General features: G+C 54.8%; 26 protein-coding genes. 11 read left to right on the plus strand and 15 right to left on the minus strand.

Translation table 11 applies throughout. From position 1 onward, the window contains the following. Positions 1–6: 6 nt before the first annotated feature. The gene (locus GH984_RS08890) at positions 7–843 is read left to right on the plus strand and encodes an ion transporter (protein ID WP_153719843.1); all 837 of its coding nucleotides are present in this window, start codon (positions 7–9) and stop codon (positions 841–843) included. A 108-nt stretch (positions 844–951) separates the two neighbouring features. On the opposite strand, the gene pdeM is transcribed toward GH984_RS08890, so the two are convergent. Genes pdeM through GH984_RS08910 form a run of 4 tightly spaced genes read right to left on the minus strand, consistent with a single transcriptional unit; the run spans position 952 to position 6,629 of the window. Beyond that, positions 952–1,602, minus strand: a complete 651-nt coding sequence (gene pdeM, locus GH984_RS08895) for a ligase-associated DNA damage response endonuclease PdeM (RefSeq protein WP_153719844.1) — start codon at positions 1,600–1,602, stop codon at positions 952–954. After that, positions 1,599–4,046 carry a ligase-associated DNA damage response DEXH box helicase gene (locus tag GH984_RS08900; RefSeq protein WP_153719845.1) on the minus strand — a complete coding sequence of 816 codons (2,448 nt, stop codon included), beginning with the start codon at positions 4,044–4,046 and terminating at the stop codon, positions 1,599–1,601. Before GH984_RS08900 ends, pdeM begins: the two co-directional genes overlap by 4 nt. After that, a complete protein-coding gene (locus GH984_RS08905; RefSeq protein ID WP_153719846.1) occupies positions 4,039–5,631 on the minus strand; it encodes an ATP-dependent DNA ligase in 1,593 nt (530 codons plus the stop codon). The genes GH984_RS08900 and GH984_RS08905 overlap by 8 nt, the downstream gene beginning before the upstream one ends. Then, positions 5,628–6,629 carry a ligase-associated DNA damage response exonuclease gene (locus GH984_RS08910; RefSeq protein WP_153719847.1) on the minus strand — a complete coding sequence of 334 codons (1,002 nt, stop codon included), beginning with the start codon at positions 6,627–6,629 and terminating at the stop codon, positions 5,628–5,630. Before GH984_RS08910 ends, GH984_RS08905 begins: the two co-directional genes overlap by 4 nt. Before the next feature lie 34 nt (positions 6,630–6,663). Between GH984_RS08910 and GH984_RS08915 the strand changes: the two genes are divergently transcribed. Further along, a complete protein-coding gene (locus tag GH984_RS08915; protein WP_153719848.1) occupies positions 6,664–7,431 on the plus strand; it encodes an SDR family NAD(P)-dependent oxidoreductase in 768 nt (255 codons plus the stop codon). Here the strand turns inward: GH984_RS08915 and GH984_RS08920 are convergent. From GH984_RS08920 to GH984_RS08930, 3 genes are read right to left on the minus strand one after another with little or no spacing between them, the layout of a single operon-like run. Further along, on the minus strand, positions 7,418–8,815 hold the full coding sequence (locus GH984_RS08920) for a M20/M25/M40 family metallo-hydrolase (protein WP_153719849.1): 1,398 nt from the start codon (positions 8,813–8,815) through the stop codon (positions 7,418–7,420). The genes GH984_RS08915 and GH984_RS08920 overlap by 14 nt on opposite strands. An 11-nt stretch (positions 8,816–8,826) precedes the next feature. Further along, positions 8,827–10,614: an SLC13 family permease gene (locus GH984_RS08925; protein ID WP_153719850.1), complete on the minus strand. Its 1,788-nt coding sequence runs from the start codon at positions 10,612–10,614 to the stop codon at positions 8,827–8,829. A gap of 11 nt (positions 10,615–10,625) precedes the next feature. Beyond that, positions 10,626–11,102, minus strand: coding sequence for a ProQ/FINO family protein (locus GH984_RS08930; protein ID WP_253939190.1), 477 nt, complete (start codon positions 11,100–11,102; stop codon positions 10,626–10,628). A gap of 68 nt (positions 11,103–11,170) precedes the next feature. Here GH984_RS08930 and GH984_RS08935 point away from each other — a divergent pair, with 68 nt between their 5' ends. From GH984_RS08935 to GH984_RS08945, 3 genes are read left to right on the plus strand one after another with little or no spacing between them, the layout of a single operon-like run. Continuing rightward, positions 11,171–11,590 (plus strand): hypothetical protein, encoded by a 420-nt coding sequence (locus GH984_RS08935; RefSeq protein ID WP_153719852.1) that lies wholly within the window; start codon positions 11,171–11,173, stop codon positions 11,588–11,590. Continuing rightward, positions 11,565–12,215, plus strand: a complete 651-nt coding sequence (locus GH984_RS08940; RefSeq protein ID WP_369692027.1) for a uracil-DNA glycosylase family protein — start codon at positions 11,565–11,567, stop codon at positions 12,213–12,215. Before GH984_RS08935 ends, GH984_RS08940 begins: the two co-directional genes overlap by 26 nt. After that, complete coding sequence (locus GH984_RS08945; RefSeq protein ID WP_153719854.1) at positions 12,215–12,961, plus strand: creatininase family protein; 747 nt, start codon at positions 12,215–12,217, stop codon at positions 12,959–12,961. Before GH984_RS08940 ends, GH984_RS08945 begins: the two co-directional genes overlap by 1 nt. Here the strand turns inward: GH984_RS08945 and GH984_RS08950 are convergent. Then, positions 12,936–14,045, minus strand: coding sequence for a GTP cyclohydrolase II (locus GH984_RS08950; protein WP_153719855.1), 1,110 nt, complete (start codon positions 14,043–14,045; stop codon positions 12,936–12,938). The two genes, GH984_RS08945 and GH984_RS08950, sit on opposite strands and share 26 nt — an antisense overlap. Before the next feature lie 35 nt (positions 14,046–14,080). On the opposite strand from GH984_RS08950, the gene GH984_RS08955 reads away from it, so the two are divergent. Beyond that, positions 14,081–14,794, plus strand: a complete 714-nt coding sequence (locus tag GH984_RS08955; protein WP_153719856.1) for a RibD family protein — start codon at positions 14,081–14,083, stop codon at positions 14,792–14,794. On the opposite strand, the gene GH984_RS08960 is transcribed toward GH984_RS08955, so the two are convergent. From GH984_RS08960 to GH984_RS08980, 5 genes are read right to left on the minus strand one after another with little or no spacing between them, the layout of a single operon-like run. Continuing rightward, positions 14,730–15,596 carry a lysylphosphatidylglycerol synthase transmembrane domain-containing protein gene (locus GH984_RS08960; RefSeq protein ID WP_153719857.1) on the minus strand — a complete coding sequence of 289 codons (867 nt, stop codon included), beginning with the start codon at positions 15,594–15,596 and terminating at the stop codon, positions 14,730–14,732. The genes GH984_RS08955 and GH984_RS08960 overlap by 65 nt on opposite strands. Next, complete coding sequence (locus GH984_RS08965) at positions 15,596–16,387, minus strand: class I SAM-dependent methyltransferase (protein WP_153719858.1); 792 nt, start codon at positions 16,385–16,387, stop codon at positions 15,596–15,598. Before GH984_RS08965 ends, GH984_RS08960 begins: the two co-directional genes overlap by 1 nt. Positions 16,388–16,394: 7 nt before the next feature. Then, complete coding sequence (locus GH984_RS08970) at positions 16,395–17,489, minus strand: glycosyltransferase family 4 protein (RefSeq protein ID WP_153719859.1); 1,095 nt, start codon at positions 17,487–17,489, stop codon at positions 16,395–16,397. After that, positions 17,446–17,844 (minus strand): 6-pyruvoyl trahydropterin synthase family protein, encoded by a 399-nt coding sequence (locus GH984_RS08975; protein ID WP_153719860.1) that lies wholly within the window; start codon positions 17,842–17,844, stop codon positions 17,446–17,448. The genes GH984_RS08970 and GH984_RS08975 overlap by 44 nt, the downstream gene beginning before the upstream one ends. Further along, positions 17,844–18,827, minus strand: a complete 984-nt coding sequence (locus GH984_RS08980; RefSeq protein WP_153719861.1) for a zinc-dependent alcohol dehydrogenase — start codon at positions 18,825–18,827, stop codon at positions 17,844–17,846. Before GH984_RS08980 ends, GH984_RS08975 begins: the two co-directional genes overlap by 1 nt. A gap of 46 nt (positions 18,828–18,873) precedes the next feature. On the opposite strand from GH984_RS08980, the gene GH984_RS08985 reads away from it, so the two are divergent. From GH984_RS08985 to GH984_RS08995, 3 genes are read left to right on the plus strand one after another with little or no spacing between them, the layout of a single operon-like run. Then, on the plus strand, positions 18,874–19,575 hold the full coding sequence (locus GH984_RS08985; protein ID WP_153719862.1) for a CDP-alcohol phosphatidyltransferase family protein: 702 nt from the start codon (positions 18,874–18,876) through the stop codon (positions 19,573–19,575). Between the two features lie 2 nt (positions 19,576–19,577). Next, the gene (locus GH984_RS08990; RefSeq protein ID WP_153719863.1) at positions 19,578–20,162 is read left to right on the plus strand and encodes a YceI family protein; all 585 of its coding nucleotides are present in this window, start codon (positions 19,578–19,580) and stop codon (positions 20,160–20,162) included. Then, positions 20,155–21,099 carry a patatin-like phospholipase family protein gene (locus tag GH984_RS08995; RefSeq protein ID WP_153719864.1) on the plus strand — a complete coding sequence of 315 codons (945 nt, stop codon included), beginning with the start codon at positions 20,155–20,157 and terminating at the stop codon, positions 21,097–21,099. The genes GH984_RS08990 and GH984_RS08995 overlap by 8 nt, the downstream gene beginning before the upstream one ends. On the opposite strand, the gene GH984_RS09000 is transcribed toward GH984_RS08995, so the two are convergent. Next, positions 21,083–22,102 (minus strand): phosphoribulokinase, encoded by a 1,020-nt coding sequence (locus GH984_RS09000; RefSeq protein ID WP_153719865.1) that lies wholly within the window; start codon positions 22,100–22,102, stop codon positions 21,083–21,085. The genes GH984_RS08995 and GH984_RS09000 overlap by 17 nt on opposite strands. Before the next feature lie 132 nt (positions 22,103–22,234). Here GH984_RS09000 and rraA point away from each other — a divergent pair, with 132 nt between their 5' ends. Continuing rightward, positions 22,235–22,714: a ribonuclease E activity regulator RraA gene (rraA, locus tag GH984_RS09005; protein WP_153719866.1), complete on the plus strand. Its 480-nt coding sequence runs from the start codon at positions 22,235–22,237 to the stop codon at positions 22,712–22,714. Next, entirely contained in the window at positions 22,711–23,103 is a 393-nt protein-coding gene (locus GH984_RS09010) for an RNA-binding S4 domain-containing protein (protein ID WP_153719867.1), read from the plus strand. Before rraA ends, GH984_RS09010 begins: the two co-directional genes overlap by 4 nt. Here GH984_RS09010 and GH984_RS09015 read toward each other — a convergent pair. After that, positions 23,100–23,564, minus strand: a complete 465-nt coding sequence (locus GH984_RS09015; RefSeq protein WP_153719868.1) for a GlcG/HbpS family heme-binding protein — start codon at positions 23,562–23,564, stop codon at positions 23,100–23,102. The genes GH984_RS09010 and GH984_RS09015 overlap by 4 nt on opposite strands. Positions 23,565–23,567: the final 3 nt, after the last annotated feature.

A 23,567-nucleotide genomic window follows, 5' to 3' on the forward strand; every position in this document is an offset into this window, starting at 1 on the left:
AAACGCATGGCGATGGGTGAGTGGCGTGCAAACGCTGGGGAGTGGATTGAAAGCCGCGGGCCTCGTAATTTTATTATCGGCCTGATTGTTTTTAATGCCATTTTGCTTGGCCTGGCAACTTCAGACTGGGTCATGGGCCGTTTTGCATCGGTATTACTCGGTCTGGAAGCGGTCATCATCGCGTTTTTTACGCTAGAGATTTTAATCAAGCTATTTGCTTGGGGGCCGCGTTTTTTCAAAAGTGGCTGGAATTGGTTCGACTTTTTGATTGTTGCTATTTCGCTGGTGCCAGCCACCGGGCCATTTACGGTTTTGCGCGCCTTGCGAATCCTTCGTGTACTCAGACTACTGTCTACAGTGAAGCGCCTGCGCTTATTAGTTGATGCCCTGATCGCGGCGATTCCAAGTATTGGCTGGATTGTTTTTCTATTGGGAATGGTGTTCTACATTTACGGCGTTATGGGCACCGAGCTATTTGGTGATCGCTTCCCTGAGTGGTTTGGAACACTTGGCGCTGCGATGTTCACGTTATTTCAGGTGATGACACTCGAGAGCTGGTCAATGGGCATTGCACGGCCGGTGATGGCTGAATTTAGCTTTGCGTGGCTATATTTTGTGTCGTTTATTCTCGTAACTGCTTTTACGATTTTGAACCTTTTTATCGGTTTAATTGTCAACACCATGCAAGCAGCGCATTGGGAAGAAGAAGACGAACGTCGCGCTACAATGGAAGCGCAGGCACATCGTGAAAGAGAAGAAATTCTCACATTAGCGCGGCGTGCCGACGAACGCCTGACGATGCTGGAAGAGGCGATATTTGATCGCTCCAAGCACAAATCCTAATCGCTACAGGATTACGCAAACGCTCTATAGCTTTGGTATAGTGCAACGCAACACAGAGTTTTACATCTCTCCTCCTCTTGGCCGGCAGCATTGCCGGCTTTTTTTTGCCTAATCAATGGCAATAACGCGATCATTGGCCACCGCAAAGCGTTGCCGGCCTTTGCATTGTGAAAGATCCATACCGCCGGTGAACTCCCCAAATGCCGGCAACACTAACCCCTGCGTTGGCTCTAGTGAGAAAACAGGTAACCGCAACGTATCAATACCGGCTCGTAATTTGGCCATTGGATGCCAATGCCCGCCAAGCCATGGTGCGCTGAGTACGTTAGCCGGTGGTTCGTGGCAAAAAATTAATCCGGCTTCGGTGGTTTGTGGTGCACGCCAGTCAATAACTGATTCGATGACGGCCCGATGACGGTCGTGATTACCCACAATGGCCTCAAAGGTCAGCTTGGCATGCGTTGCTCGCCACGCAGATAGCCTAGCGATAAGCTCAGCATGTTGCTGAAGGCTGCCATGAATTACATCGCCCAAAAGCAAGAGCCGTTGGGGGTTGAGCTTTTGAATGAGCTGATCAATACGCTGAAGTGTGAGCTCATCGGGCCCTTCGGGTACTGGAATACCGGCGCGACGCAAAATGGCCGTTTTACCCAGGTGTAAGTCCGCCAATATCAGCGTTTCTTGAGCTGCCCACCAAAGCCCACGTTCTGCCAGCAAGGTCAGTTGATTGCCGCCGAGCTCAAGCGTCAATGCCTTCATGTTTTATCCGCCGCTTTCTCAAGACGAGCTACCATGGCAGCGACTCGTTCCGCCCAACTTTCAGTGCTCACGCGATTGCGCTGTCGCTCAGCCCAGAGCGGGAAAGCAAACGGGCTAAACCGCTCTGGTTTTTCCATGATGATGCGTGCCTGACTAAGCTCAATGAGTGTCTGCTGAATGCGGGATACCTCTAGAGTGCTTTCCAATACCTCTCGAGCAGCCTGGTCCAATAGCCGATGATCTGGGTCGTACCGCTGAAGGGTGTCAAACATCAGCCCGCTGGAGGCTTGCAGTTGCCGCGCACTTTTGCCTTTGCCAGGGTGGCCCTGAAAAATGAGCCCAGCGACGCGAGCGATATCTCGAAATTGCCGGCGCACCAATTCGCCGGCATTTAAGCTAGCCAGTAAGTCTTCGGCAAGATGATCTGGGCTGAGTAAGTTGCGTAGCAAGGTTTCATCCAGCTCGGGCAGCTCATTGCTTAAGATTTCAAGGCCATAATCGTTGGCTGCCAAACTGAAGGTGCCGGCGCTCTGCTGCCCTAAGCGCCAAGCAAGCAAAGAAGCCAAGCCCTCGTGAGCCAGGCGGCCGGCAAAGGGGAAAATAAATAGATGCTGGCCCTCTCGAGAGTCTGTGCGCTCCACAAGCAGGCACCCTGGTTGAGGCAGTTTCGACCAACGGTTCTGCAACTCCAGTAATGGGCTAATGGCTAGTATCTCAGGCTCTTTGCACCGCCCAGCGGTGTATTCGGCGAGTAGCTCCAGCATTTCATCGGCTAATGCGGAAGACAGCGGAAGCCGGCCTCCCTGCCAATGAGGTACGGCTTGGCGAGAGGCGCGACTGCGCTTTACATAGGCGACGAGTTCTCGCACCCGAATAAGCTCAAGTGATAGGCCGGCAAATAAAAAGCGATCTCCTGGGCGTAGTCGCGCAATAAAGCGCTCTTCGACGGTACCGATATGTCCGCCACTTTGGTATTTCACAGCAATGGCCGCATCGCTGGTAATGGTGCCAATGCTCATTCGGTGTCTATTAGCCAGCGTGCGGGTCGCGATGCGATAACGCCCATCAATGCCTTTTACAACGCGCTGAAAATCAGGATAAGCACTTAATACCTCGCCGCCATGGGTAATAAAATCTAACGTCCACTGCCAAGCCGCTGGGTCAAGCTGGGCAAAGGCGTGAGTGCTGCGAACCTCATCAAAGGTGGCTTGGGCATCAAATCCATCGCCACTGGCAAGGCTTACCAAGTGCTGCGCTAAAACATCAAGGCAGTTACGAAGGGCAGGGCGGGCTTCTATATGCCCAGCCTGCCAAGCGCGCCGTGCGGCAGCAATTTCCAATAGCTCTAAGGCATGCGTGGGCACACAGAGAATTTGGCTCATGCCATCAGGCTGATGGCCACACCGTCCCGCTCGTTGGGCAAGCCGTGCAATGCCCTTGGGGCTGCCAATTTGAATGACCCGATCAACGGGTGAAAAATCGACGCCCAAATCAAGGCTAGATGTGGCCACCACGCAGCGAAAATCCCCTTGCCTAAGCCCCTGTTCAATTTGCTCGCGCAGCCCGCGATCAATGGAACCATGGTGCAAGCCCAATGTTTCTAGCCAGTCCATGCGGGCTTTAAGAATCGACTCAAACCAAATTTCCGCCTGAGCGCGCGTGTTGGTGAATAGCAAACTGCTATAGGCGTCTTCCAAATAGCTCAGAACCGGTTCGAGTAAGTGGGTCCCTAAATGCCCAGCCCAAGGAAAGCGCGCGTTGGCTTGCGGCAGCGCCGCGGTAATTTTCAGGTTTTTCCGCGCAGGGCCGGTGATGAGCTGGCCGGGTTGGGCTTGCTGACCGAGCAAGGCATCGCGGGCTTGCTCAAGATTGCCCAATGTGGCGGATAACCCCCAAATCTTTAGCCCCGGTGCTAGCTGCCGGAGGCGCGCTAAACACAGCTCTAGCTGCACACCCCGTTTGCTGCCCAGCAGCTCATGCCATTCATCAACAATAACCGCATCGAGATGGCCAAAGCGTTTTTCCGCATGACGATAAGATAATAAAAGTGAAAGGCTCTCTGGCGTGGTGACCAGAGTTTCTGGCGGATGCGTGCGTTGTTTGTTGCGAATGCTACCCGGGGTATCGCCGGTTCGCTTTTCAATTCGCCAATTCAGCCCCAGCCCACGCGCCGCTGCGCTGAGTGAAGAGACGGTATCGTTAGCCAATGCGCGCAGGGGGGTAATCCAGAGCACGCGCAGGCCGCTGCCGGGTGTGGTTAGCCCTGAGAGCAAGGGGCCGCCCCAGGCCGCGAGTGACTTACCTGAGCCCGTTGCCGAATGAATTAAACCGCTTTGCCCATCAAGATAGGCCTGCCATGCTTGACGTTGAAAACCCGCCGGCACCCAGCCTTGTTCAGCAAACCATTTCTCTAGCGGCTGCAGCGTTTCTTGAGGTTTAGTCATTCAATAACGCCTTGGCTTGGGCCAGTGTGTCAGCGTCTGTCACTGCAATATCCTCCCGCCAGCGCACAATGCGCGGGAAACGTAGGGCAAGGCCTGATTTATGTCGATTAGAGGGAGCAATCCCCTCAAAGGCCAGCTCAAACACCTGCTCCGGCTCCACGGCACGCACCGGGCCATAGCGTTGTATCGTATGCGCGCGTATCCATCGATCTAGCCGCCGAATTTCTTTATCGGTAAGCCCAGAGTAGGCTTTTGCGATGGGCACCCACTGATCGCCATCTGGTACGGCAAAGCTGTAATCTGTATATAAATTAGCGCGCCGACCACGCCCTGGAGCGGCGTAAACCAATACGGCATCAATGGTGAGTGGTTCAACTTTCCACTTCCACCAAGGGCCGCGAGGCCGACCTGTGCCATACACGCTGTCTTTGCGCTTAAGCATTAGGCCTTCAACCCCGCGTGATCGAGATTCATCTCGCAGCTGATGTAGCGCCTTCCAGCTTTTTGCGGATGCCAAGGGAGAGAGTGCAAGCGGTAGCTCGCAGTCTTTGAGCAGCGCCTCTAGCTGCACGCGGCGCTCACTTAACGGGGCCGATCGCAGATCTTGCCCATGGAGTTCTAGTAAGTCGTAAATTAATAAACGCACCGGCGTTTCAGCGCGTAATTTCGCGCTGACTTGTTTTCTGCCCAAGCGCCGCTGAAGCGCTGCAAATGGCATAACGCCGTCACGCCAGGCCAAAATCTCACCATCAAAAACAGTTCCCGGGGGTAGGTGTTGTGCCGCTTCGAGGAGTTCTGGAAACGCAGTATCGATCATTTGTTCACCGCGCGACCAAAGATGCCGTGCACCTTGACGGCATAGCAGTTGGGCACGAATACCATCCCATTTCCACTCAATTTGCCAATCGTTAATGGCCTCAAGTTCGGCCGCCGGATCGGTCTTAATGGGATGTGCAAGAAAGAATGGATAGGGTTGTGAGGCCATTTCTTCAGCTGAGCGCGCTTCGAAAAGGCTGCTAAAAAAATCTGGGGTGGGTTCCCATTGGCCCATGAGCCGATGGGCAATTACCGCGCGGGGCTGCTCGGTGGCCTCGGCCAGTGCCCGTTCAACCAGCGTTTGGGATACGCCAATGCGCAGGGCACCGGTGAGTAATTTCGTGTAAACGAATCGGCTCCAAGCATCCAGTGCCTGCCAAGCATGCACCACGGCTTGTTGACGGTTGGTATCGTCTAAATCGCGCAAGCCAAGCACACGGGTATCAACCCAGTGACTTAGCCCCTCTGACAGCGCCGGCGAGTTATTGGGTTTAGGGTCGAGTAACAGGGCCACAGTTTCTGCTAAATCGCCAACATGCGCGTGGGTTTCTTCCACTAGCCATAAGGGGAGCTCGCTGGCCTGCGCAAGCCATTCTTTAAGCTGAGCGGGGCCGAGTAGTCGTTTAATGCGGCGGCCGCTTAGAAAATATACAGCCCAAGCCGCATCGGCCGCTGGCGCCGCGCGAAAATAGCTGACAAGGCAGTGCACCTTATCGTTGGTACCGCGCGCCCGATCGAGTTGCGCAATAAGTTCGACGAACGTCCTCATTCGTCTTCTTCACCATAGCGGGTTGCAAAGGGCGCGGCGTTTAAGCCTTGCTCGCGTAAATAACGCACAAGCTCTTCGGCGCGCCCGTGGGTGGTATACACCTGCTCTGCCCCGGTTTGCTGGATGGTTTGCAGCAGGGTGGGCCAATCTACGTGGTCAGAAATGACAAACCCTCGATCGTGTCCGCGTCGGCGGCGATTGCCGCGAATGCGCATCCAGCCCGAGGCAAATGCCGTTGATGGATCGGCAAAGCGCTGCAGCCACGGCGTGCCGGCGGCACTCGGTGGTGCAATGATTAAACTGGTGGAGAAGTCTTCTTCTTTGGTTGCTTGGCTAACGGGTTCAGCCGGTGCCATGGCAACGCCGGCTTCGCGATAAAGCGTGGTTAATGGTGCCACGGCGCCATGCAAATAAACGGGGCCTGGCAGTGGGGCGGGCAGTGAGGCCAGCACACGCTGTGCTTTGCCTAAGGCATAGCAAAGTAGCACGCTGCTGCGGCCCGCTTGCGCATTGGCCTGCCACCATTGCATTAACTCATTGATAACCTCCTGCATCGGCGGCCAGCGATAGGCGGGCAGTGCAAAGGTGGCCTCAGTAATGAACGTATCGCAAGCAACGGGCTCAAAAGGCTGACAGGTGGGGTCAGGGTCACGTTTGTAATCGCCAGATACCACCCATACCCTATTGCCATCGCTCACGCGGACTTGTGCGGAGCCAAGCACATGCCCGGCAGGATGCAGGCTAACGGAGATCGGGCCAAAGTGAACCGTTTCGCCATAATCAAGTGGGGTCATTGAAATATCTTGCCCCAAGCGATGGCGCAATAATGACTCGCCATCAACAGCCGCCCAGTAGTGCTGGCTGCCGGTACGCGCGTGATCAGCATGCGCATGCGTAACAACGGCGCGCTCGACGGGACGCCACGGGTCGATATAAAAATCGCCAGCCGGGCAATAAAGCCCATGTGCTGAGGGTTCGATTAACGCATCGATAGTCATCGTTAAATTGTAACGCGGTCAGGAGTAAGAACGGATGAATACCTTGGGTCAGCAATCAAATGTGCTTGTTGTGGGTGCCACGGGGGCCATTGGCGCTGCGTTTGTGCGCCGATTGGCTAACCAAGTGGGCGTTCAGCGGGTGTGGGCGGCATCGCGCCAAGTTCACTCTCCTGTGATGCAAGCTTTGGTAGAGGCCTGTGGCGATACCGTTGTGCCGATTTCCGTCGAGCTCACAGACCCAAGCTCCATTCAGGCGATGGCAGCGCGTATTGCTGAAGAAACTCCTTGCCTGCATCTGCTGATCAATGCTTTTGGCATTTTGCATGACGATGAGGCGGGCATTCGGCCTGAAAAACGCTTAGAAGATCTTTCTGCTGAGGGGCTACTGGCTAACTACCAAATTAATGCGATGGCGCCAGCGCTGATTGGCCGGCATTGCCTTGGATTGCTTAACCATAAAGATCGGGCCGTATTTGCCAGTCTTTCTGCCCGTGTGGGCAGTATTACGGATAATTCGTTAGGCGGTTGGTATGCCTATCGGATGAGCAAAGCTGCACAGAATATGTTTACTCGCGGGATGGCCATAGAATGCGCGCGGCGGGCGCGGCGAGTGATTTGCTTGGCACTGCACCCAGGCACCACCGATTCGGCCTTATCAGCACCGTTTCAATCCCGTGTGCCCACTGGCAAGTTATTTACCCCAGATTTTGTTGCTGAGCAGCTACTGGCACATATCGACCGGGCACAGCCCGAGGATTCGGGCCGTTTTATTGCCTGGGATGGTCAGTCTATTCCTTGGTAGTGGCTTGGGCGGTTAACGCCTCGGCCACAACACCGGTTAGCCGACGAGCCATGGGCAGGTGCAAAAACTCATTGGGCCCATGCGCGTTTGAGCCTGGCCCCAGCACGCCGGTAACCAAAAACTTAGCCGCTGGAAATTTTCCAGCGAGCAAGTTCATGAGCGGAATGCTTCCGCCTTCACCCATAAACACGGCGGGCTTGCCAAACCAAGTCTTTGAGGCGCGTTCGAGGCTTTCACCTAACCAGCCTGAAAAGGCGGGGGCATCCCAGCCATCGGCACCACCACCGCCGTTAAAGCTCACCGAGGCGCCGTAGGGCGGGTTGGCCGTGAGTGCATCGGCCATTGCCTGCGCCGCGGCGCTGCTTGGCACGGTGGGTGGCAGGCGCATGGACAAGCGCAATGTGGTGCCTGACCGTAGTACGTTGCCCGCTTCACCGGTCGGTGGCAGGCCCTCGGCACCGATTATCTCTAACCACGGCCGCCATGTGCGATTGAGTATCAGCGTGGCTGGGTCATCGGTGAGTGGCTGCGTTGAGCCGGTAAAAGGAAATTTACCAGCCAGCTGCTCACCAATAACTCCTGCGGCAGTTTGGGCTTGCTGTTGTCGCTCTTCAGGAATGGTTGCCTGCAGTGCAGAGAGCTTGATCTCGCCTGTGGTAGTGTCTTCGATACGATCAAGCAGCTCCCGTGCAATACGAAAGCTAGAGGGCACCACACCGCTGGCATCGCCGGAATGCACGCCCGCTTCGAGCACTTTAACGGTCAAATCCCCGGCCAGCATGCCGCGCAGCGAGGTAGTCACCCACAGTTGGTCATAATTGGCGCAGCCAGAGTCGAGGCAAACGACTAACCCGGGGTTGCCCAGGCGCTTGCCCAGATGGTTGAGGCAGGCGGGCAGGTCGGGGCTGCCGCTTTCTTCAGCACATTCGATAACCAAACGGCAGGTGGGGTAGGGCAGCCCAGCATCATGCAATAAACGAATCGCCCATAACGAGGCGAACATGGCATAGCCATCATCGGCAGCTCCGCGGCCGTAGAGACGATCATTCTCAATAACCGGCTTCCAAGGGCCTTTGCCGGCATCCCACCCCGTCGATTCGGGCTGTTTGTCTAAATGCCCGTACAGGATAGCTTCGCCAGCGCCGGTGCCAGGGATTTCCACAAACAACAGCGGCGTGCGGCCCGGCAGCCGCAGCACCTCAATTTGCGTGCCCTCTGGGGCATGCTGACGACACCAGTTTTCGGCAAGCGCAACAGCCGCATCAATATGCCCATTGCGCGCCCAATCCGCATCAAAGCCGGGCGATAAAGCCGGAATGCGAACAAATTCCATGAGTGTGGGCAGAATGTGTTGTTCCCAAGCGGTATCGAGTGCTTTTTGCATGGTTTTGATCCTTAAAGTGGCCAGATGCGCGGGATAATCAGCATGGCAACAGTCATTACTAGCAGGTTTAACGGCAAGCCAAAGCGCACATAATCTAAGAAGCGATAACCGCCGGGGCCCATTACCATCAGGTTAGTCTGATAACCAATAGGCGTTGCAAATGCCGCCGAGGCCGCCACCATTATCGCCACCACATAAGGCATTGGCGAGGCACCCAGCGCATCGGCAGCCGCCATGGCGATGGGAAAAATAAGCACCGCGGCGGCGTTATTGGTAACAGCTTCCGTTGTAATAGAGGTTAACAGGTAGATTGCCAGTAATGTCAAAAGCGGATGGTCTGCGGTCAGGGTAATCACTTGTAGGCCAATTACCTCGGCGGCACCGCTGTTGTTTAATGACTGCCCTAGCCCGATTGCGGCCCCAATAACCAGTAGAACATCCCAGCGTATTGCGCGCAGTGCTTCGCTCAGATTAACGCAGCGCGTAACGATGAGTGCAATCACGGCAAGCAAAGCCGCATTGAGCATCGTGACCCATGGTGATGCGGCTAACAGCACCATAATGGCCATAATCGGTAGTGCAATTGGCGCTTTTTCATGCCGCACGGCACTGGAGTCGCTAACACCGCTAACGAGATAAAAGTCACGACTATCGCGATGCGCATCAATAAATTCTGGGTGAGTTTCTAGCAATAGCGTATCGCCGGGGCGTAAGACAATGTCACCGATTTTGCCTTCTAGCTGGCGGTTACCGCGCGAAACCGCAATAACTGCGGCGCGATAGCGTTCGCGAAAGCGACCCACACGAATACTACGGCCAACGAGGGGGCAGGTTTCTGCAACCACCGCCTCAACAAGGCAGCGCTCCGTTTTTGGCGCTTCTAGGTTTTCTACCGCATCGGTGGCAGGGCGCAGGCCACGCATTTGATGTAAATCGACAACCGAGTCGAGAATGCCAACAAGCACTAGCCGATCACCACCTTGCAGGCGTTCGTTGGGACCAACCGCCGGAATGATACGGCCATGGCGCTCAATTTCGGCCAAGAAAAGCCCGGGCAGATGGCGCAGTCCCGCCTCTTCAACGGTTTGATCGACAAGCGCCCCGTCTTCCTCAACCTCTACCTCAACCGTGTAGCGTTTTGGATCAAGCTGCTCGCGTCGCGCATCGGCTCGATCCGGCAGCAACAGGCCTGACATTAAAACGATATAAAGCAGACCCAGCGCCAAGGCAGGAATGCCCACCCAAGCAAGGTCGAACAGGGCAAGGCCAAGGCCATCGCGCTCCAATAAAAGCTCGTTAACAATAAGGTTGGTACTGGTGCCAATTAATGTACAAGTACCGCCAAGAATGGCCGCGTAGCTCAACGGCAAATAAAGCCGTGACGCCGGCACTTTTAGGCGACGGGCCAGATCATCTATCACGGGTAAAAAGACCGCCACAATCGGCGTGTTATTTAAAAATGCACTTAAGCCAGCGACTGGGGTGAGCAGCCGAATTTGTGCTGAGGCAAGACCTTTTGCCTGACCCAGTAGCGGTTGAATAAGCCACTGAATGGCGCCAGTGCGGGTAAGTCCATTGGCCACGGCAAAAAGCAGCCCAACGGTGATGAGCCCGATATTGCCAAAGCCACTGGCGGCCTCACCAGCACTTAGTAATCGGTTGGAGCCCGTAGCTGCGGCGGTAGTCATTAATATGGCAAGCGCGGTAAATAAGGCAGCCAAAGGTGATGCCCGATGCGATGCCATCGCGATGAGTGCAGCAAGAACCACCCCAAGGGTGAGCCATCCCTCCCACAACATGCACTGCTCCCTTAGTCTTTGTTGTTGAAGTGTTCGGCTAGGCGATTAAGCTTAGCGGCACGGCGCTCGGCTGCGGCTGCCTCTGCCTGTGCTTTGCGACGCGCCTCTGCAGCGGCTTTTTGCTGTGTCCGTCGGTCTTTAGCAGCGGCGATGGCTTCAGGCGATACCGCTTCGACGGTTTCTCCCTGCAGGTTAATTCGGGGTTTGCCGTCAATAATGGCCTGCAGGTAGGCAGGGGACCCGGTATAACGAGCCAGCGCTTGCCGAACCAGCCATGCCGGCGTTTCTGCTAGCGTTTCATGCTCGGTTAGTGCTGCCTTCAGCGTTGCCTGTATACCAATCGCCAGAGGACGCACGGCGGCACGGTCTGCGGTAAAGCACTGTGGAAAGTGCTCGCAGAGTGCTTGCAAGAACACTCGGGTGCGTTCAGCCCGACGGCGCTTTTGATTATCGGTTGTCCCCATACCCGAAAGCATACCCGAATGCATCGTGACTCAACAGACTGCGCGCGCGGCTGTATGATAGAGGTATGCGCGCTGTAAAAGGAGGCAAAGCAATGAATGCCGATGCTCTAATCTCTAAAGAAATTCTTTTGCAGATTCTAGAAGAAAGCCCATTTGAGCATATGGATAGTAGTGTGCACGTAATGGACAGTAGTGTTGGCAAAGGCCATGAGCTTGCTGGTGTATCCATTTACGGTAATGAACGAGGCTGGACGGCGCAGATTAATTGGCGCGCGGTTATTGAAGCCGATGAAATTACGCTGCGCGTGGGCGATGGCGATACGGGTGAGCGGGCGTATGAGCTGCGTGATGAGCACCGTTCAAGGATTGCTGTTGGTAACGCAGATGGTGCCGTTGCCAGCCCAGATGAAATTTCCGCCGTGGTTGCCAAATCGCGGCTTGCGCGCAGTTGGGAGTCTGATGTGCTTGGTGTGCTGCGGGATACGCGTGAGCGACAGGCAACCATTCATTAACGCGGGGCTTCGAGCCCTCGCTCAAAACCTCGAAGGTGTTGACCGCAGTGCCTATGCGGCTGCTGGCCGAGACCCCTGCGAGCCGATTTTTGGCCTTGGGCCAAAGCATGCAAAGATTGCCTTTTTTGGCCGTGACCCTGGGCGTGAAGAAGTTAACGTCGGCCTGCCCTTTGTTGGCGCGGGTGGCCGGCAGATTCGCAATGTATTGCATGCGCGTGATCCTGACATGGCGGGAGATGCCTATTTTTGGGCAAACACAGTGCCTTATAAGCCAATCGGTAATAAGGCCTGGTCAATGTCGGTGAAGCGCCAGTTTCAGCCGTTAGTGGCTGAGGTTTTGCTTACGCAGTGGCATGGAGACAACGTCATTACGTTAGGACGTGAGGCATTTTTTTGGTTTGCCCTTGCTCAAAGCAAAGCCGTGGGTCAGGCAATTAAAACCCATTGGGAATCTGCGGATCGGTTTACTAAAAGCTTGCCGATTGAATACCAAGGGCCAACAGCAGTTGCAGGGCGAACATTAACACTGCACCCCTTGCCGCATCCCTCACCACTAAACGCAGTCTGGTTTAAGCGTTTTCCCAATTTGCTGGCAGACCGTTTAGATGCTTTGGAGCGCCGCTAATGGCAGTACATCACTGGAAAACGCTAGCAGCGCCTGATATTCCGGCGTTAATGGCTAAAAACCCGGTCGCCATTCTGCCAATGGGTGCCTTCGAGCAGCATGGCCCGCACCTTCCATTTGCCACCGATAGTTTGTTGGCTGAATCATTGGTTGACTATGCGCTTGAGCAACTATCAGGCCCGATTTCAGTGATTCGGCTACCGCTCCTGCCGCTTGGCGATAGCATTGAGCATCATGCATTTGCCGGTACGCTATCGTTAGAGCCCAATACGCTGCAGGCTGTAGCGTATGAATGCGGCGCAAGCTTTGCAGCGGCCGGCGGGCGGCGGTTGGTTTTTTTTAGTGGGCATGGTGGCAATAAAGCCGGCTTAGATATTGCCGCTACGCGTTTGCGTCGGGATTTTGGGCTGCAGGTGGCCAGCGTTTGTTACTTTGACTGGCCAATACCAGAAAGCCTTTTGCCTGCGGCTGTGCGGCAGTACGATTTGCACGGCGGTGCAATAGAAACCGCTCTAATGCGCTATTTTATGCCTGATTTGGTGCGTGATGCGGCCGTGTCTGATTGGCAGCCCAACGCCACCGCCGCGTTGCTCAATGGCCAATTAGCTTGGATGGCAGAAGATCTTTGCGCGGCGGGCGTTGCAGGCAACGCCACACTGGGCACAAGCGAGCTCGGTGAGCAGCTCGCTGCGCGTTATGCCATGGCTTTAAATCAGCTCATCATCGAGATGGCTGATCTTCAATAAGAATCTCGTCAAGCAAATGGCCAGCACGATCAGACTTGGCATTCAGGTAACGCGCGTTGTGGTGGTTAAGCTCACCAAGTACCGCTTCACGGCCTTTTACAGAAATACCGGCTGCCTCAAGGGCGTTAATTTTGGCGGGGTTATTGGTAAATAGCGTCAATTGCTTAATACCTAAATCCTGCAAGATCGCGGCTGTGCCCTCGTATTGGCGTTCATCATCGCCAAAGCCTAATTCTGCGTCTGCATCAATCGTGTCATATCCACTATCTTGCAGCGCATAGGCCCGTAATTTGTTGGCAAGACCAATACCCCGGCCTTCTTGATCGAGATAGAGCAAAACCCCTCCGCCCGCAGCGGCAATGCCTGCCACACCGCGGCGCAGTTGCTCGCCGCAGTCACAGCGCAGCGACCCAAATAAATCACCGGTCAGGCAGGCAGAATGCAGTCTTACCGCTGGTGCGTCTGGCCATTCATTAGGATTACCAACAATAACCGCAACATGCTCACCCAGGCCATCGGGTTCGCGATACAGCACAAATCGGGCCTCTTCCGATTCGCTGAGCGGAACGCGAGCCTCGCTAATACGCTCGGGCTTTTCGGTGGTCTGGGCGTTAATCTGCTGCAGCAACGGTCGCGGAACGGAGAGGAGCTCTCCGTCGATTACTTGCTGTGCCACGATAGCGGTGTATTGGGGCGCAATGCTGGCGGAAATTAAACAAGGCAGTAAACGCGCGCGCCGCGCCAGCGCAATAGCTGCGGTATCCATTAAATGCAAATGAGCTATCGGGGCGATTTGGTTTTTAGCAGTGCCTGCGCAACATAGCCCGGCAAGTGCTTCAATGTTCGGTGTATCCGCTAAAGATAAGGCAACGGGGCCATCCCCTTCCGTTGCATAGCCTAGAGAGCGAGCGCGGTGCGCAGTTACCAAAAGGCGTAGCGGCTTTTCGGTAAATGCCTTGAGCATTTCTAGCCGGTTTGCGTTGAGTGTCTCTACAGCCAGAATTAAACTGGGGTCTCGTTCATCACTTAAAAAAAGTGGCTCGCCACTTCTAAGCTCTGCCAGCGCTCGTCGGATGCGTTGCATTATGACTCCTTATTTTTGTTCAAAAGGAATAGACCATGGAGCAGGGTAACAATTCCCCGTACGACGTATTACGGGATCATTACGCCAATAGGCCACAGGTGATTGCGCAATTAGGGCAGAGTTTAGATGGCCGTATTGCAACCGTCACTGGCCATTCCCATTTTGTCACAAGCCAAGCTGATCGGGTTCACCTGCATCAACTACGTGAAATCTGTGATGCGGTACTCATTGGCCCAGGCACTCTGATTAAAGATAACCCCCAATTAACGGTGCGGCACGTTGCTGGGGCAAATCCGCTACGTGTGATTATGGCGCCCCGAGCGCCATTTGACACACACTATGCCGTTTTTAATGATCATCAGGCGCCTACCTTATTGTTGCTGCCCCCCGATCAGACAGTATCGCTGCCTGCGCATATTGAATGCCTGTATCCGCAGCCCTATACCCCACAGGGTATCTTGGCGGCATTAGCAAAGCGGGGCGTGCAACAATTGCTGGTTGAAGGCGGAGCGAGAACGGTGTCTGCCTGGTTTGCTGCTGACTTATTGGATTGGCTTTATTTAACCATTGCACCGGTCGTGATTGGCGCGGGGCCAACGGGGCTTACGCTGCCGCCCATTAGCCACATGGATCAGGCCAAGCGTTTGCCGGTTAAACGCTTTTCGCTGGGTGAAGATATGTTGTTCAGACTGGACTGCCGCGCCGCCAAATCACCACAAGACCCGGCAGAGCCGTCAGTAGAGCCATAAGGCCGTAAAAAAAGGCAGCAGCCACGCCGTCTGCAGAAGATAGCGTTGCCCACGCCCAAAGCGCTGCGGCCGCGCCTTCACGCAGCCCCCATCCGGCAACGGTAATCGGAATTAACATGGTAAATAACACCAGCGGAATGAGTGGCAGCCAGTCTGCTAGCGAACTGGCGGCCTGTGGGTTGATGGCCATCACACAGCAGGCAAAAGCCGCCACACAGGCAATGGCTGCCAGCAATGAAGCGGTCAGTTGAACTAGCAGCACCGGTGGGTTTAAAAGCGCGATACGCAACGCTTGTAACCAATTGGCCACCTGAGCCTGATGCCTTAACAGCCAGAATACCAATAGGAGCGCAGCGGTAATGAGTAAGCTGATAGCCAGCGTCGTACCCAGTGAGCCGATCGGTAGCGATATCAGTGCCAGTAAAATCATGGCAATTTGCCCGGATAATCGTTCAATCACCACTGCCTGAAACGCTGGGCTGCGGCGCGTTAAGGTATTCGAATGACGCCATGCCCGGTGTGCATCGCCTAAAACGCCGCCCGGCAGTACTTGGTTAATCAGGATGGCCAAATAGTACTCACGAACGGCAGTGGTGGCGGTTAACGCCATTCCCAGTTGTGCTGCGGTATAGCGCCAGCGCCAAGCTGAAATCAGAATTTGCAGGGTTAATAGTGCGCCGGCTGCCACTAGCCACTCGGCTTTTGCGTTTTGTAGACGCTGCAATAGCGTTACGTGATCGAGCTGCCAGACGATCAGGCCGATAAGCAGCAAGCTGATTAAAAAACGCAGTAAACGAGGCATCAGGCAGGCAGCGCTAATAGATCTTGATGGCCAACACGCAGCTGTTTGTGAGCCATCTGTTTAAGGTGATCCTGTTGCCATTGAGCAAACATTGCCGCGTTCTCGGGCTGTACCGCTGAGGCGGCCTGTACCCAGCCGCTAATCAGTAGTTGTTGTAATTCAGTTTCATCAGCGCCCAGTTGCCATGGACTGTCAGCAACATAAACGCGATAACCGTGCTCACGAAATCGCTTAGCACAGTATTGGCTTGCATCAGGCCCAAGGGCCGGGCCAAAGCCCTTGTCACTGCGCTGATGGATATTAACCGCAGTCTCCAGCGCTTGGTCAGTCACTGTCGCGGGCACACGACTAATATGCCCATCGTAGCTAAGCGCAAATAGGGCAGGAATGCGTTGGGCAACCACGTGATCAATAAGTGCATCAAGCCACGGAGCACTGACTAAATCGAGCAGGGCAGAGGCTGTAATTAAATCGGTGTTTTTCAGAAGTAATCGTTCGTTTCCGCTGATGAGGGCCTTTAAATCCCCCACCACACGCGTGACTTCGTCTTCTTTTTCGGTGTGGGCGAGTAGGGCTGAGTCATGATCATAAAGCGTCCAATGCTGAGGCAGTGCCAGCTTTGGGGAAAGGTAGCGATAATTGCTGCCCCTGCCTGCGCCTAAATCCAGCACACGCAGCTGTGTCTGCCCGGCCACAGCGGCATTGAGTGGGGCGATTAAGCGACTCGCCCGAGCGCGATGATCGGCGGGCTCACGCAGAGTCAGCCAATCGGCCGCAAAATGTTCGCTCATTCGGTGCTCATTCCTTTGTTAGTGCGTCACTAAATGCCTGTCCGCGCACAGACCATGGGGTTAGGTGTTGGCGGGCGTCTCGTGCGCCATCGCGCAAGCGTTGCTGGAGTGAGGCATCGGTCAAAAATGATTGGATTGCCACTTTTAGTGCAGCGGCATCATTGGGATTTACCGCAATTCCTGCATGGGGCGGCAGCGTATCGACGAGTGCTCCGGCCGTTGTCGTAATAATGGGTAGGCCCCGTGCAATGGCCTCGGTAACAACCATGCCATAGCCTTCATAGCGTGATGGCAAAATCAGGCAGTCAGCCGTTGCATAGGCTTGGGTTAGCGCGGCTGCCTCTAGTGCGCCAGCTAGGGTAACTCGATGAGCAAGATTGGCGTGCTCAATCTGCTGGCTAACGTTTTGGGCGAATGCGGGCGCGAGCTCGGTAGAGCCTATAAGCTGGCAGTGCCAAGCGGGCGCATCATCGCTAATCTGGCTCAGTGCCTCAACTAATACATCCTGCCCCTTTCGTGGTGTGATACTGCCAACGCAAATCAGCTCAATTTGATCAGCATGGCCACCAGTGCTTAATGGCGCAGGCGCGCAACCTGGCTCTACCGTTATCACGGTGTCTTGGTAAAGATCTAAAGCGGCCAGCTGTAAACGCGTATGTTCGCTGGTGGCAATAACTTTTTGGCAATAGCTAAGGGCTTGTTTTTCCCGCTGTTGGAGTGCCTCTGCCGCTTGAGTTGATAGCCCACTTTCCAGGCAAAGCGGGTGGTGGACTAGGGCGATCAGTTCCAAGCGCTGAGCATGGGGCGCGAAAGACTCAGGTAACCCCCCGAGCACTAGGCCATCAATAATCACTGAGCTATTTGACTCAATTGCATTGAGCGCGGCTTCTACGGCTTGGGCCGCTATTTGATCTGGGCCTGGAAACTGCCCGGTAAGCTCTGTTACCGCTACTGAATGCCCCTGTGCGATGAGTGCATTCACTATTTCTCGATCGTAACGACTGCCGCCCGTCGGCCGATTGATGGAGCCAGGCACTAAAAAATGCAATGCCGTTGGCCTACAGCGTTTGCTCATAAGCTGCAGAGGCAACATGCGACTCATGCAAGGTCACTTTTAACCCAGTGATTTTTCGAGCCCCTTCGCCCAACTGGCCTTGATGAATGGCCTCAATCAGCGCCTGGGCGATATGGCCTGCCAAATATTCAGTGGTGGTATTGATACCCGAGAACTCGGGTAAGTCATCGAGATTTTTTAGGTTATATCGGGCCAATAGGCTCTTTAGCACATCGGTGGCTCTGGCAATATCAACCACCACGCCATCGGCGTCGAGTTGCTCTCGATAGAAGCTGGCATCAGTGGTGTATGTGGCGCCATGAAGCGCTTGTGCTGGGCCAAAAGTATTGCCCTGAAAGCTATGAGCAATCATAAAATGATCACGAACGGTTACGGTGTACATTAAGTAGTCTCCGGGTAAATGATCCGATGGCAGAGGCCCTGCCCTGATGCGATTTTAGGCATGGTTTGGGGTAGTTCTGCAAAGGCAGATTCGCTATCAATTAGCGCGTCCCAAGCCGTGTTTTCTGCCAGCAAGCTCAGCGCTAGGTTAAGCCGGCCATCGGTAGTCCATTGTGAAGCCCTATGCGGCGGCACCTGCCCCACTTGGCTGGAGCGCAGTGTTAGACGACGCGCGTGAAAATCTTGTCCTAAAGGTAATGAGACCGGGGTCTTGCCAAACCAGCTCATCTCAAGAATTACGCCGTTGGTGGCAACAAGAGTGAGTGCATGGTTAAGCCCGGCCTGTGTTGCGCTGGTATGCACCACGCGATCGGCTTGCGTCCATGCCGTCTGTGGCGTTGCAAATTCAACGCCCAGCGCAGCGGCTGTTGTTGCACGCGCAGGGTTGATGTCAATCAGTTGCGCTTGGCAGCCTGGCATTGCTTGTATCAGGCTTGCCACTAAGCAACCTACAACACCGGCGCCAATAACAGCAATACGCTCGCCCATTTGCGGTTGTAAATCCCAGATCGCGTTAATTGCGGTTTCAACATTTGCCGCTAATATGCCGCGCTCGGCGGGTAAGTCTTCGGGTAAGCGATGGGCGGCTTGCTGTGGCACGACATAACGATCTTGATGGGGGAAGAGGCAAAACACCTGCGCACCCACCCAATCCGATGGCCCCACCTCCACCACACCCACGTTGGCATAGCCGTATTTAACGGGGGCAGGGAAATGGCCTTCCTGAAACGGCGCACGCATGCGTTGATATTCGCTTTCTGGAACTAAGCCGTTCCAAACAAGTGCTTCGGTGCCGCGGCTAATTCCGCTATAAAGTGTGCGAACTTGCAGCATGTCAGGTGATGGTGCAGCACAATGCCCCTGGTGAATTGAACCAGATTGGGGTGAATCGATCCAAAATGCATGGGTTGTGATGGCTGGCAAAGCTGTGTCCTACTGGCAAAGAGTCAAAAACTAAGGAGAGCGTAGCATGCGTGCGGCGGGCCGCTTTGATCGCTGGCTGGGAATTTTGCCAGATTTGCTATTCATGGGCATTGTTGTGATGGCAGCGGGGGCATGGCTCGCGCAAGCGGGCAGTGAGGGCTCGATTCGTGTGCTGCCATTGACGCTGCTTGGTTGGGTGGTGTTTGTGGCAGTCATTGGCGGTACAAGTGAAGTGCGTGCTTTTACGCCGGCCGATCGAGTCACGCTGGGTCGGGTGATGCTGCTTATTTTGCTAAGTGCCTTGCTGTTGGGCGCAAGCCCTTCACAGGTGGATAGTGGGTTGGTTTTTGCACTGGCGATGGTCGTTGCGCTATTGGATGCGCTGGATGGGGCAATTGCACGCCGACTAAAGTGTGAACGGCCTTTTGGCGCCCGCTTTGATATGGAAGTGGATGCGGCCATGTTAATGATCTTTAGTTTATGGTTGTTTGCTTTAGATCGCGCCGGTATCTGGGTTCTGCTGATTGGGTTGTGGCGCTATGTGTTTGTCCTGATCAGTCAATTTCGGCCTGCGTTGCGGGCGCCGTTGCCGTTTTCTCAGCGGCGCCGGGTAATTTGTGGCATTCAAGGAGTCGGTTTAGCGCTTTGTTTGGCCCCGGGTATGCCAGCAACCGCATCAGCGCCCGTTGCGGCCGGTCTGCTTTTGCTGCTCAGTTATTCATTTATGGTTGATATGTTGAGGAGATAACCATGGTAAAGATCACATCATTCATGGCGCTGGCTGGCGTTTTAGTAACGAGCGTTGCGGTTGCTGAGCCAGAACGGTTTGTATTGGATGAAAGCCATCTGAGCATTGGTTTTATTGTGGGTCATGCGCAATATGCGGGTGTGTTAGGGCAGTTTACCGAGGCCGAAGGTGAATTTGTGTATGACGAAACAAATCAGGTATTACATTCAGGGCGCGTAGTGGTTGATGCCGCCAGCGTGTTTAGTGGGCATAAACGGCGTGATGAACATGTACGCAATGCCGATTTTCTACATGTTGATGAACACCCGCAGATTGTTTTTGAAGCCACCGAGTTTCGACCGGCCTCAGCAAACACCGGCGAGTTGGTAGGGGAGCTCACGATGCTGGGCGTCACTCAGCCCTTAACCCTGGATGTCGTGATTAATCAGCGTGCCCCTCACCCAATTGGTGGTGCCGATACCTTAGGTGTTTCGGCCCGCGGTGCACTGCTGAGGAGCGAATTCGGCATGGATTATGCGCTTGAGGGCGAGCTGGTGGGTGACGAGGTAGAGCTTATTATCGAATTGGAAGCGATTCACGATGACTGATGCACCGCGTATCGGACTAGCGCTGGGCGGCGGTGCTGCCAGAGGATGGGCGCATATCGGCGTGATTCGGGGCCTTGAGGCCCAGGGTATTCGCCCGGATTTAATTGCCGGCACTTCGGTGGGTGCCATTGTGGGGGCAATGGCATGCAATGGGCATTTTGACGACTTTGAGGCTTGGGTGCGCAAATTAACGCGTCGTGATGTGCTGGCCCATATGGACTTTGCGCTTGGCAATGGAGGTTTTATTCAGGGAGAGCGACTACTCGAGCGGTTTCGAGAGACCTTTGGCCTAAAAACCTTTAAAGACCTTCAGCAGCCGCTAGGCGTGGTAGCAACCTCGTTATACACCGGCCAAGAGCGCTGGCTTCGTGACGGTGATGTGGTAACGGCCATGCGCGCTTCCATGGCTTTGCCCGGTATGTTCACCCCAGTCCATCACGAAGGGGAATGGCTAGTGGATGGGGGGTTGGTTAATCCCGTGCCGGTGTCGCTGTGCCATGCCATGGGCGCGGACTTTGTGATTGCGGTCAATTTGAGTGATGGCTTGATCGGTCGGCATTTTATAGAGCGTGAGCATCGCTCGGCCGTGGCAGATTCTGTGGAGAGTGGAGATGCTAAAAGCTGGATCGAGCGGCTGAGTATGGGCTTTAAAGAAGGCTTTAAGGATGGTGCTGATTTGCTCCAACGACAGTTTGAGCGAGGGGATCATGAAACCTCACCCGGTGTATTTGATGTAATCGCTTCGTCGGTCACGATTATGCAGGATCGTATTACCCGCAGCCGTATGGCGGGCGACCCCCCCGATGTTTTAATTGCGCCGCAATTGGCCCATATCGGTTTACTGGAGCTTTATCGTGGATCAGACGCGATTGAAGAGGGCTATCAAGCCGTTGAGCGGATCAAACCGGCGCTTGAGTCCTTTAAACAGCGTTTGTAGGTGTGGCCAAATGGCCTAAAAACGGCCACGCCACCAGCATTTGGGCAAATCGAATGGTAGGGGGTAGTGCTTGTGACGCGGTGGTTGTGGCAGGTGCTGCGGGCTTGCCAATAAATTGCCGAATTTCATTTTCTAGTGTGTCTAGCGCGGCCAGTGGCATGTGCCCATCGACGTGTAGCACGTTCACACCATGCCCCTGAAAACGACTGGGTATCATCGCCAGCATAAATGGCAGCGCTTCTTGTCGCGTCATCGTGCTTAAATCAACGGGAAAATACAGCGAGCCCTGACTTAACTGATTAGGGGTGACGATGACCTCGATGTGGTAGCAAGTATCATTGCAGTCATCTTCCACACCATCGAGTGCTAAGGTGCCAAGCGTGCTCGGATGGATGCGCACAACCACATCCGCCGCGTATTGTTGATCAGCCAGCCATTTTTCAAACTCATCAGCTCGTGAAGCAATCTGTGATTCTGCCTCGGTATCGGCATAACCTCGCTCTTGAGTGTCGCGCGTAAATTTCCACTCACGCTTCACGCGCACATCAGAATCCACAAAGATCCGAAAATCTAGCAACGATTGAAACTCTGGATACAGGGTATGCAATCCCTCAATTAGGATGACGGGGGTTGGGGTGTGACGCCTTGGTGGTAAAAACTGCCCCTGCCGATGATCATAACGCGGGATATCAACGGCAATGCCTTGTTGTAATTGCGCTAAATCTGCCGCTGCTTGGGCTAGATGATTCGCGTTAGGGTCTAAGGGCGAAGCACCAGATTGACGCCGCGTAGCACGATCTTCTTTATGATAACCATCGAGGCTGATTTGGCTGACCAGATCGGCACCCAAAAGCCACTCTATACCCTCGGTATAAGTGGTTTTGCCGCTGCCGCTATCGCCCGCTACACCCACCAGCAAAGGGCGTTGGCCGCGATCAAAACGATCGCGCAGCGCATGAGCAAGACTGCCCTCGGCAAAGCGTGGCGGTTGTGCGTTTTCCATTAGATACTCAAAGGCTGTTTAGGCGCTCTATTCTGCGCTCGCCAAAGGTGGTGTCAAATACAAAGCGCGAATGGGTTGCTAACCGCGCGGCGGAGGGTTAGCGTTATTCATTGATTTATAAAGGAGATATCGATGGCCATTAAGACCAGCGATTTATGCGATGAGCACGAAGATGAGCTGCAGATTTTAGCACCCCTATTTAGTAACTACGGGGGGCGGCATAACTTTTCTGGCATTATCGAAACGGTTAAGACATTTGAAGACAACACACAGGTTCGCGCGCTGCTTGAGCAGCCGGGAGACGGCCGGGTATTAGTTGTTGATGGGGCCGCTTCGCTGCGCTGTGCACTGCTGGGCGATCAACTCGGTGCGTTGGCACGGGATAATGGCTGGAGCGGCGTGGTTGTGTACGGCTGTGTGCGTGATGCCGCGGATTTGGCGGAAATCGACATTGGGGTTAAGGCACTCAACACACATCCGCGGCGCAGTATGAAGGGGGATGGCGGCGAAATCGGTGTGCCGGTGACGTTGGCGGGGGTAACACTCACCCCAGGGCAGTGGTTATGCGCCGATCGGGATGGGATTGTGGTTGCCGAGACGCCGCTAGGATGAATGCAGAGGTTTCGGTACGGCTTGATCGCTGGCTATGGGCCGCTCGGTTTTTTAAAACCCGGCGGCTAGCAGCCGATGCCATTCGCGCTGGCAAGGTGAGTGTTGATGGGGTGCGTGCCAAGCCAGCACGCGCCATTCGGGTAGGGCAACGTGTTGTGGTGGGCAAGGGCCCAGTGGTGTTTGAAGTGGATGTGCTGGGGTTAAGCGAGCAACGGGGGCCGGCGTCAGTTGCACAGCAGCTGTATGCAGAAACCGCAGAAAGTACGGCAAAAAGAGAGGAGCAGCGGCTAACGCAGCGGGCAAGCATGGCGGCGCAGCCCCGGCCCGAGCATCGACCTGAGCGCCGCGACCGCCGTGAGCTTGCCGCCTTTAAGCGTCAGTCTAATTAGTCGGGCGTATCGATACCTGACTGATAGCCTGCGGCCTGAATGCCAGCAACGGCGCATTCTTCATCTGCATCAGAGGTATCGCCACTGATGCCAACCGCACCAATCGCTACGCCATCTTCTAATACTAAGACGCCACCTGCTACGGGAATAAACTGCCCATCGGCAGCGGTTGCAAGCGCGGCTAAAAACGCTTCGCGACCTTGGTTACGCTCGCCAATCGTGCGGCTAGAAATGCCCAAGCCTAGAGCGCCACGCGCCTTGCCCTGTGCGATTTGCTGACGCACATTACCCGCGCCGTCTTCGCGCGCCATGGCAACAATATGCCCACCACTATCCATGACAACCACGGTTAGCGGCATAAAGCCGCGCTCCCGGCCTTTTGCCAGTGCAGACTCAATGATTTGGTTGGCTTTTGCTAGGGGTAGGTCGACCCGCACGGGAAAAATGGAACTTTTAGGCATATT

Origin of the sequence: Spiribacter salilacus, assembly GCF_009649225.1 — a bacterium.
GTDB classification, from domain to species: domain Bacteria; phylum Pseudomonadota; class Gammaproteobacteria; order Nitrococcales; family Nitrococcaceae; genus Spiribacter; species Spiribacter salilacus.

Coding starts and splice junctions, on each gene's coding strand:
- GH984_RS08890 (WP_153719843.1), top strand. CDS start 7: ATGGCGATGGGTGAGTGGCGTGCAAACGCTGGGGAGTGGATTGAAAGC.
- pdeM (WP_153719844.1), bottom strand. CDS start 1,602: ATGAAGGCATTGACGCTTGAGCTCGGCGGCAATCAACTGACCTTGCTG.
- GH984_RS08900 (WP_153719845.1), bottom strand. CDS start 4,046: ATGACTAAACCTCAAGAAACGCTGCAGCCGCTAGAGAAATGGTTTGCT.
- GH984_RS08905 (WP_153719846.1), bottom strand. CDS start 5,631: ATGAGGACGTTCGTCGAACTTATTGCGCAACTCGATCGGGCGCGCGGT.
- GH984_RS08910 (WP_153719847.1), bottom strand. CDS start 6,629: ATGACTATCGATGCGTTAATCGAACCCTCAGCACATGGGCTTTATTGC.
- GH984_RS08915 (WP_153719848.1), top strand. CDS start 6,664: ATGAATACCTTGGGTCAGCAATCAAATGTGCTTGTTGTGGGTGCCACG.
- GH984_RS08920 (WP_153719849.1), bottom strand. CDS start 8,815: ATGCAAAAAGCACTCGATACCGCTTGGGAACAACACATTCTGCCCACA.
- GH984_RS08925 (WP_153719850.1), bottom strand. CDS start 10,614: ATGTTGTGGGAGGGATGGCTCACCCTTGGGGTGGTTCTTGCTGCACTC.
- GH984_RS08930 (WP_253939190.1), bottom strand. CDS start 11,102: ATGCATTCGGGTATGCTTTCGGGTATGGGGACAACCGATAATCAAAAG.
- GH984_RS08935 (WP_153719852.1), top strand. CDS start 11,171: ATGAATGCCGATGCTCTAATCTCTAAAGAAATTCTTTTGCAGATTCTA.
- GH984_RS08945 (WP_153719854.1), top strand. CDS start 12,215: ATGGCAGTACATCACTGGAAAACGCTAGCAGCGCCTGATATTCCGGCG.
- GH984_RS08950 (WP_153719855.1), bottom strand. CDS start 14,045: ATGCAACGCATCCGACGAGCGCTGGCAGAGCTTAGAAGTGGCGAGCCA.
- GH984_RS08955 (WP_153719856.1), top strand. CDS start 14,081: ATGGAGCAGGGTAACAATTCCCCGTACGACGTATTACGGGATCATTAC.
- GH984_RS08960 (WP_153719857.1), bottom strand. CDS start 15,596: ATGCCTCGTTTACTGCGTTTTTTAATCAGCTTGCTGCTTATCGGCCTG.
- GH984_RS08965 (WP_153719858.1), bottom strand. CDS start 16,387: ATGAGCGAACATTTTGCGGCCGATTGGCTGACTCTGCGTGAGCCCGCC.
- GH984_RS08970 (WP_153719859.1), bottom strand. CDS start 17,489: ATGAGTCGCATGTTGCCTCTGCAGCTTATGAGCAAACGCTGTAGGCCA.
- GH984_RS08975 (WP_153719860.1), bottom strand. CDS start 17,844: ATGTACACCGTAACCGTTCGTGATCATTTTATGATTGCTCATAGCTTT.
- GH984_RS08985 (WP_153719862.1), top strand. CDS start 18,874: ATGCGTGCGGCGGGCCGCTTTGATCGCTGGCTGGGAATTTTGCCAGAT.
- GH984_RS08990 (WP_153719863.1), top strand. CDS start 19,578: ATGGTAAAGATCACATCATTCATGGCGCTGGCTGGCGTTTTAGTAACG.
- GH984_RS08995 (WP_153719864.1), top strand. CDS start 20,155: ATGACTGATGCACCGCGTATCGGACTAGCGCTGGGCGGCGGTGCTGCC.
- GH984_RS09000 (WP_153719865.1), bottom strand. CDS start 22,102: ATGGAAAACGCACAACCGCCACGCTTTGCCGAGGGCAGTCTTGCTCAT.
- rraA (WP_153719866.1), top strand. CDS start 22,235: ATGGCCATTAAGACCAGCGATTTATGCGATGAGCACGAAGATGAGCTG.
- GH984_RS09010 (WP_153719867.1), top strand. CDS start 22,711: ATGAATGCAGAGGTTTCGGTACGGCTTGATCGCTGGCTATGGGCCGCT.
- GH984_RS09015 (WP_153719868.1), bottom strand. CDS start 23,564: ATGCCTAAAAGTTCCATTTTTCCCGTGCGGGTCGACCTACCCCTAGCA.